We start from the raw sequence: 6,345 nt of genomic DNA, 5'->3' as shown, positions 1-6,345 counted from the left end.
AGGTCATATACTTGTGTATGCTCCCCGAGCTATCCTCTCTGGCCGCCTAGCTGCGACACAAATTGTTTTGAGTATTGTTTTAGGGTTGCAGGATAAAAATATTTTTCGCTTTTATGACAGTCTGTCATTTTTCTTTTTGACATCAACTTTGAAATAATAATTTTTTAACCATTTGAATTGTATAGCATAAAATCTAATCCATCTTCGTTTTTGTTTCCTCGCCAGTGAAAAAATCAGCAATTGTCATAAAACTGTCATAAAAACGACATGTTGTCGTAACGAAATTGTCCTATTTTTCCTACCGTGACATACACCCAACAATTTTATACTTGATTGTTTCTATACATCCCCGGAGGGATTATGAAAATGACGCGTACCACCTTAGCAAGCGTAATGGCAGCAACTTTATCTCTGACTGCAATGTCTTCTTTTGCTGCTACCAGCCTGACCGGAGCTGGCGCGACCTTTCCTGCTCCTGTTTATGCGAAGTGGGCAGACTCTTATCAGAAAGAAACAGGTAATAAAGTAAACTATCAGGGGATTGGTTCTTCTGGTGGTGTCAAACAAATTAATGCAAAAACAGTTGATTTCGGTGCATCTGATGCCCCATTGACTGATGAAAAACTCAAAGAAGATGGCTTATTCCAGTTCCCAACCGTGATTGGTGGTGTTGTACTGGCAGTGAACGTGAAAGGCATCGAATCTGGCCAGTTAACGTTAGATGGCAACACGTTAGGTGACATCTATTTAGGCAAAATCACTAAATGGAATGACCCAGCAATCGCTAAATTAAACCCAAATGTTAACCTACCAGACCAAACAATTGCAGTTGTAAGACGTTCTGACGGTTCTGGAACTACATTCGTATTTACTAGCTACTTAGCAAAAGTCAGTGCAAGCTGGAAATCAGACGTTGGTGCGGGTTCAACCGTTAATTGGCCGAAAAATAGCGTAGGCGGTAAAGGAAATGATGGCGTTGCTGCTTTCGTACAGCGTTTACCGGGTTCTATCGGTTATGTTGAATATGCTTACGCAAAACAGAACAACCTTGCGTATACTAAATTAATCTCTGCCGATGGCGAAGCGGTTTCACCAACAGGTGAAAGTTTCAGCGCAGCAGCGAAGAAAGTTGACTGGTCTAAATCTTTTGCTCAAGATTTAACAAACCGTGATGGTGCGAATGCGTGGCCGATTACTTCAACCACATTCATCTTAGTTCACAAGCAGCAAGCGAATGCGGAAAAAGGCAAAGCGGTTCTCGATTTCTTCAACTGGGCTTATGACAAAGGTGGTAAACAAGCGGAAGCATTAGATTACGCAATTCTACCTCAAGAAGTCGTGGCTGCAGTACGTACTGCATGGAAAACAGAAGTTAAAGATAGCCAAGGTAAAGCATTATTCTAGGTGAACTTAGCTTTTTTAAGTGCACTTAGGGTTGGAAATGGCGGGTAAGTGCTGAGGAACAGGACTTACCCGTTCATCGTTGTAACGCAATCCTGTAGATAAAGAACAGGAATGAAATGAGAACAAAGCGCATGGCCGAGAAAACAACGGCATTTAGAGCTCCCAGCAAATCAGGTGATGTGATTTTTAGTGCACTGGTAAAGATTGCCGCGCTCATCACTTTGTTAATGCTCGGAGGCATTATTATTTCCCTTATTTTTGCATCTTGGCCAAGTATGCAAAAGTTTGGGTTTTCGTTTTTATGGACTAAAGAATGGGATGCTCCGGCGGAAGAATTCGGTGCCCTTGTGCCTATTTATGGCACTATCGTTACATCGTTAATTGCTCTGATTATCGCTGTTCCTGTTAGTTTTGGTATAGCGCTATTCCTAACAGAACTGGCTCCCAATTGGCTAAAACGTCCGCTTGGTATCGCGATTGAACTCCTTGCTGCTATCCCTAGTATCGTTTATGGGATGTGGGGGTTATTTGTCTTTGCACCCCTGTTTGCAGAATATTTCCAAGAACCAGTTGGTAATGTAATGTCGAGTGTACCGATTGTCGGTGAACTATTTTCAGGGCCTGCATTCGGGATCGGTATTTTAGCTGCGGGGATTATCCTCGCGATTATGATTATTCCCTACATTGCGTCCGTGATGCGCGATGTATTTGAACAAACGCCTGTGATGATGAAAGAGTCAGCTTACGGCATTGGTTGTACGACATGGGAAGTGATTTGGAATATCGTGCTGCCGTATACCCGCAATGGGGTTATTGGTGGTGTGATGTTAGGCCTTGGCCGTGCGCTGGGTGAAACCATGGCGGTGACTTTCGTGATTGGTAATACTTACCAACTTGATAGCGCATCACTGTTTATGCCTGGAAACAGTATCACCTCGGCACTGGCAAATGAGTTTGCGGAAGCAGAGAGTGGCTTGCATACCTCGGCCTTGATGGAACTTGGACTTATCCTGTTTGTTATCACTTTCATTGTGTTAGCAATTTCCAAGTTGATGGTCATGCGTCTTGCGAAGAATGAGGGCCGTTAATATGTCGATATCTCAACCTATTGCAGTGAATGAAAAAGAGCGAGCACGCCGTCAAGCGTGGCGTCGTCAAGTTAACAGAATGGCGCTATTTGTCTCAATGTTAACCATGGCTTTCGGTTTGTTCTGGTTAGTGTGGATTTTATTTTCTACAGTCACTAAAGGGATTGATGGCATGTCTCTCAATCTATTTACTGAAATGACTCCACCACCGAATACGGAAGGTGGTGGGTTGGCAAATGCCATCGTAGGAAGTGGTTTATTAATCTTATGGGCGACGGTTATTGGTACGCCTTTAGGGATTTTAGCGGGAATTTATTTAGCAGAGTATGGCCGTAAGTCATGGTTAGCTTCAGTTACCCGATTTATTAATGACGTTTTATTATCAGCTCCATCAATCGTTGTAGGGTTGTTTGTGTACACCATTGTGGTTGCACAAATGCAGCACTTCTCGGGTTGGGCTGGGGTCGTGGCGCTTGCATTGCTGCAAATTCCAATTGTTATCCGAACTACTGAAAACATGTTGAAATTAGTTCCAGATAGCTTGCGTGAAGCTGCTTATGCACTTGGCACACCAAAATGGAAAATGATTTTATCTATTACGCTAAAAGCGTCTGTGTCAGGAATTATCACTGGGATCTTGCTAGCGATTGCGCGTATAGCGGGGGAAACCGCACCGCTGCTGTTTACTTCACTGTCGAATCAGTTCTGGAGTACAGACATGAGCGAACCCATTGCTAACTTACCGGTGACAATCTTCAAATTTGCAATGAGCCCATTCTCTGAATGGCAAGAGCTTGCATGGGCAGGGGTTCTTTTAATTACCCTATGTGTCCTGCTCATTAACATCATTGCACGTGTTGTTTTCGCACAGAAAAAACACTAAGCGCCAGATAAATAAAGATTTAGAGAGAAAAGCAAACCATGATTAATGCAAACGATATTGCAAATAGTAAAATTAAAGTCCGTGACCTCAACTTCTATTATGGCAAGTTTCACGCACTGAAAAATATCTCTTTAGACATTGAAAAAAATAAAGTAACTGCATTTATCGGCCCATCAGGCTGTGGTAAATCGACGTTATTACGCACCTTCAATAAAATGTATGAATTGTATGGCGAGCAGCGCGCAGAAGGTGAAATTTTACTGGATGGCCAAAACATCCTGACTGATAAACAAGATATCGCACTGCTACGTGCAAAAGTCGGCATGGTATTCCAGAAACCAACCCCATTCCCGATGTCAATCTACGATAATATTGCATTTGGTGTGCGTTTATTTGAAAAGTTATCTCGTGTGGAAATGGATGAACGCGTGCAGTGGGCGCTAACAAAGGCTGCGTTATGGAATGAAACCAAAGATAAGTTACACCAAAGTGGTTATAGCTTGTCGGGTGGACAGCAGCAGCGTCTTTGTATTGCTCGTGGTATTGCTATTCGCCCAGAGGTTCTATTATTGGATGAACCTTGTTCTGCTCTTGACCCTATTTCAACGGGTCGAATTGAAGAACTGATTAGTGAATTAAAATCAGAATACACCGTGGTGATTGTTACCCACAATATGCAACAAGCTGCACGCTGTTCTGACTATACGGCTTTCATGTATCTAGGGGAGTTAGTTGAGTTTAACCATACTGACAAAATGTTTACTACCCCAGAGATGAAGCAAACTGAAGATTATATTACTGGCCGCTACGGTTGATATGGAGCCGACGATGGATACGCTGAATCACAACAAACATATATCGGGGCAGTTCAATGCTGAACTGGAACATATCCATACTGAATTAATGACAATGGGAGGGCTGGTCGAAGAACAGCTCACCAAAGCCATTACGGCCATGCATAATCAGGATGAAGCTCTGGCGCGTGAAGTTATCGAAAATGACCATAAAGTCAATATGATGGAAGTGGCCATTGATGAAGAATGCGTTAAGATCATTGCGAAGCGCCAACCAACAGCGAGTGACTTGCGTCTGATTATGGCGATTTCGAAAACCATTGCTGAGCTAGAAAGAATCGGTGATGTTGCGGACAAAATTTGCCAAACTGCATTGGAGAAATTCTCTCATCAACATCAGCCCCTGTTAGTGAGCTTAGAATCATTAGGCCGCCACACAGTACAAATGCTACATGATGTATTAGATGCATTCGCACGAATGGATCTCGAGGAAGCTATTCGTATCTACCGTGAAGATGAGAAAGTTGACCAAGAGTATGAAGGTATCGTGCGCCAATTGATGACTTATATGATGGAAGACCCGAGAACGATCCCGAGCGTATTAACAGCACTATTCTGCGCTCGTTCAATTGAACGTATCGGTGACCGTTGCCAAAATATCTGTGAGTTTATTTTCTACTATGTGAAGGGGCAGGATTTCCGTCATGTGGGGGGAGATAGTCTTGAAAAGATGCTAACGAACAAATAAATGCTCGTCATATTTCGTACTGTGGCGGTGTTGGCTTCGCTCGGCTACTCGGGTCACATACTGGTGTATGCTCCCCGAGATATCCTTGCTTGCCGCCTAGCCACAATACGAACTATTTAGAGCATAAACGCTGGTCATATTTCGTGCTGTGGCGGTGTTGGCTTCGCTCGGTGATTCGGGGCACATACTGATGTATGCTCCCCGAAATATCCTAGCTTGGTGCCTAGCCGCAACACGAACATGGGGTTACTTCAAATTGTGGTGGTACTGCACCACAAACTACCGACTTTCTTCTTGCTCAATAAGAGTCTATTGATGGTTTAACCATGTTTGGGGCGCTTTGTTATCAAGGCGGCCCTTTTTTGTTTATTTGTATATGTCATTTTGGCATAAATATATTATTTAATATTATTTCAAGTGCTAAGCAATAATTGATAGCGTGTGATGGTCGATTTACAAAAATTTACCGTCAGGGGTATTCAATGAAAGCTCGTATTCTAACAACTGTTTTACTTACAGGTTTAGCGCTGACAGCGAATGTCGCTAGCGCAGATAAATTGGATGATATCAAACAAGCGGGTGTGATCCGTATTTCGGTATTTGATAGCAACCCACCATTTGGTTTTATTGATCCAAAAACTAAAAAGTTAGCGGGTTATGATGTTGATATAGCACAAGAAATAGCAGATAGTCTAGGGGTTAAGCTTGAGCTTCGTCCTACTAACCCAGCAAACCGTATTCCACTCCTGACTTCAGGTAAAGTTGACCTAATCGGTGCCAACTTTACCATTACAGATGAACGCGCAAAACAGGTTGATTTTTCTATCCCTGATTTTGCGACAGGCCAAAAATTTATTGCTCGCAAAGGTGTATTAAAAACACCTGACGACATCAAACCACTACGCATTGGTGCAGATAAAGGCACCGTGCAGGAAGTCACTTTACGTGAACGTTTCCCTGACACAAAAGTGATTTCTTATGACGATACCCCGCAAGCGTTCGCGGCACTGCGCAATGGTAACGTCCAAGCTATCACTCAAGATGATGCAAAACTGGTGGGCTTATTAGGTAATTTACCTGAAAAAGTGAAGGCAGATTTTGAAATTTCTCCATTTAGCCTAACGAAAGAGTACCAAGCATTGGCAGCAAGCAAAGGCGAAACGCGTTTGGTTGAAAACGTCAACGAAACACTGTTGAAACTGGAAAAAGAGGGTAAAGCTGAGGTGATCTATAACCGTTGGTTTGGGCCAGATACCAAAGCCGCACAGCCACGCGGAGACTTTAAATTCGCACCTCTGAGTGAGCAACAGCCACAGTCTTAATGGGGAACGGTAAGTACTCAGTGATTTCAAGCCCCGCACTCTGTGTGGGGTTCTTGGTTATAAGGGATGAGTTTTTAATCACAAGCTGTGAAAGCAATAGGTCGTG

The 6,345-nt window shown here is 43.1% G+C and carries 6 protein-coding genes; all 6 read left to right on the top strand.

What is annotated here, in order from left to right:
- Positions 1-360: 360 nt before the first annotated feature.
- On the top strand, positions 361-1,404 hold the full coding sequence (gene pstS, locus PSF42_RS14465; protein ID WP_125891755.1) for a phosphate ABC transporter substrate-binding protein PstS: 1,044 nt from the start codon (positions 361-363) through the stop codon (positions 1,402-1,404).
- Between the two features lie 131 nt (positions 1,405-1,535).
- On the top strand, positions 1,536-2,492 hold the full coding sequence (gene pstC / locus PSF42_RS14460; RefSeq protein WP_004262847.1) for a phosphate ABC transporter permease PstC: 957 nt from the start codon (positions 1,536-1,538) through the stop codon (positions 2,490-2,492).
- A 1-nt stretch (position 2,493) separates the two neighbouring features.
- Complete coding sequence (gene pstA, locus PSF42_RS14455; RefSeq protein WP_125891754.1) at positions 2,494-3,375, top strand: phosphate ABC transporter permease PstA; 882 nt, start codon at positions 2,494-2,496, stop codon at positions 3,373-3,375.
- Between the two features lie 38 nt (positions 3,376-3,413).
- Complete coding sequence (pstB, locus tag PSF42_RS14450; protein WP_004262838.1) at positions 3,414-4,190, top strand: phosphate ABC transporter ATP-binding protein PstB; 777 nt, start codon at positions 3,414-3,416, stop codon at positions 4,188-4,190.
- A 13-nt stretch (positions 4,191-4,203) separates the two neighbouring features.
- Positions 4,204-4,917, top strand: coding sequence for a phosphate signaling complex protein PhoU (gene phoU, locus PSF42_RS14445; RefSeq protein WP_036958602.1), 714 nt, complete (start codon positions 4,204-4,206; stop codon positions 4,915-4,917).
- A 482-nt stretch (positions 4,918-5,399) separates the two neighbouring features.
- A complete protein-coding gene (locus PSF42_RS14440) occupies positions 5,400-6,239 on the top strand; it encodes an ABC transporter substrate-binding protein (RefSeq protein ID WP_125891753.1) in 840 nt (279 codons plus the stop codon).
- Positions 6,240-6,345: the final 106 nt, after the last annotated feature.

Origin of the sequence: Providencia sp. PROV032 (genome assembly GCF_028484875.1) — a bacterium.
GTDB classification, from domain to species: Bacteria; Pseudomonadota; Gammaproteobacteria; order Enterobacterales; family Enterobacteriaceae; genus Providencia; species Providencia rettgeri_E.
The sequence above is the reverse complement of the archived record's forward strand: the minus strand, read 5'-3'. Positions and strand labels throughout refer to the sequence as shown.